This is a genomic window from Nocardioides sp. (assembly GCF_016462705.1).
Lineage (GTDB): Bacteria > Actinomycetota > Actinomycetes > Propionibacteriales > Nocardioidaceae > Nocardioides.
Genome location: NZ_JAEMSS010000233.1, coordinates 1 through 664, shown reverse-complemented (window position 1 = coordinate 664; position 664 = coordinate 1). Strand labels below are relative to the sequence as shown.

Below are 664 nucleotides of genomic sequence, written 5' to 3'. Positions count from 1 at the left end.
CCTCGTCCGTGTCGTCGGCCTCGTCCGTGTCGTCGGCCTCGTCCGTGTCGTCGGCCTCGTCCGTGTCGTCGGCGTCACCGGCGAACAGCTCGTCCTCGGAGGGCTCGTCGGCGACGGTCTCCTCGAGGACGGACTCGACGAGGGCGTCCTCGGCCACGCCCTCGGCGCTGGGGTCGGTGGCCTCGTCGGCCTCGACCGGGCTGTCCTGCTCGTACTGCTCAGACACGCGTCTACTCCATTGCTTGTTGCTCGGGGGCGGGCCGCCCGGGGCGGCCCGGTGGTCAGTCCGAGGACCGGCCGGTGAAGACCTCGAAGGCCAGCTTGCCGAAGCCCAGGTCGAGCCCGGACACGATCGCCATCATCACCAGCACGAACACCATGACCACGGTGAAGTAGGTGACCAGCTGCTCCTGCGTCGGCCAGACCACCTTGCGCAGCTCGGCGACGACCTGCCGGTAGAACGTGGGGATGCTGGTGCGTCCCTCGGGACGCTTGTCACGACTGTTGTCGCGCGGCCCACGGACGGCCTTGCTGTCCGTCACGCCTCTCACCTTCGTTCGACTGGTTGTTCTGCTGGTTGTTCTGCTGGGTGCTGATGTGTCTCGATCTGCAGGGCACGAGGGACTTGAACCCCCAACCTTCGGTTTTGGAGACCGATGCTCTG

Annotated in this window: 2 protein-coding genes; both read right to left on the bottom strand. The window is 67.2% G+C overall.

Annotation, left to right across the window (positions count from 1 at the left end; all coding sequences use genetic code 11):
* On the bottom strand, positions 1–226 hold a 226-nt coding region (locus JHD21_RS20155; protein WP_292678963.1), incomplete at its 3' end, for a hypothetical protein.
* A gap of 55 nt (positions 227–281) precedes the next feature.
* The gene (gene secE / locus JHD21_RS20150; protein ID WP_292678961.1) at positions 282–542 is read right to left on the bottom strand and encodes a preprotein translocase subunit SecE; all 261 of its coding nucleotides are present in this window, start codon (positions 540–542) and stop codon (positions 282–284) included.
* Between the last annotated feature and the right edge of the window lie 122 nt (positions 543–664).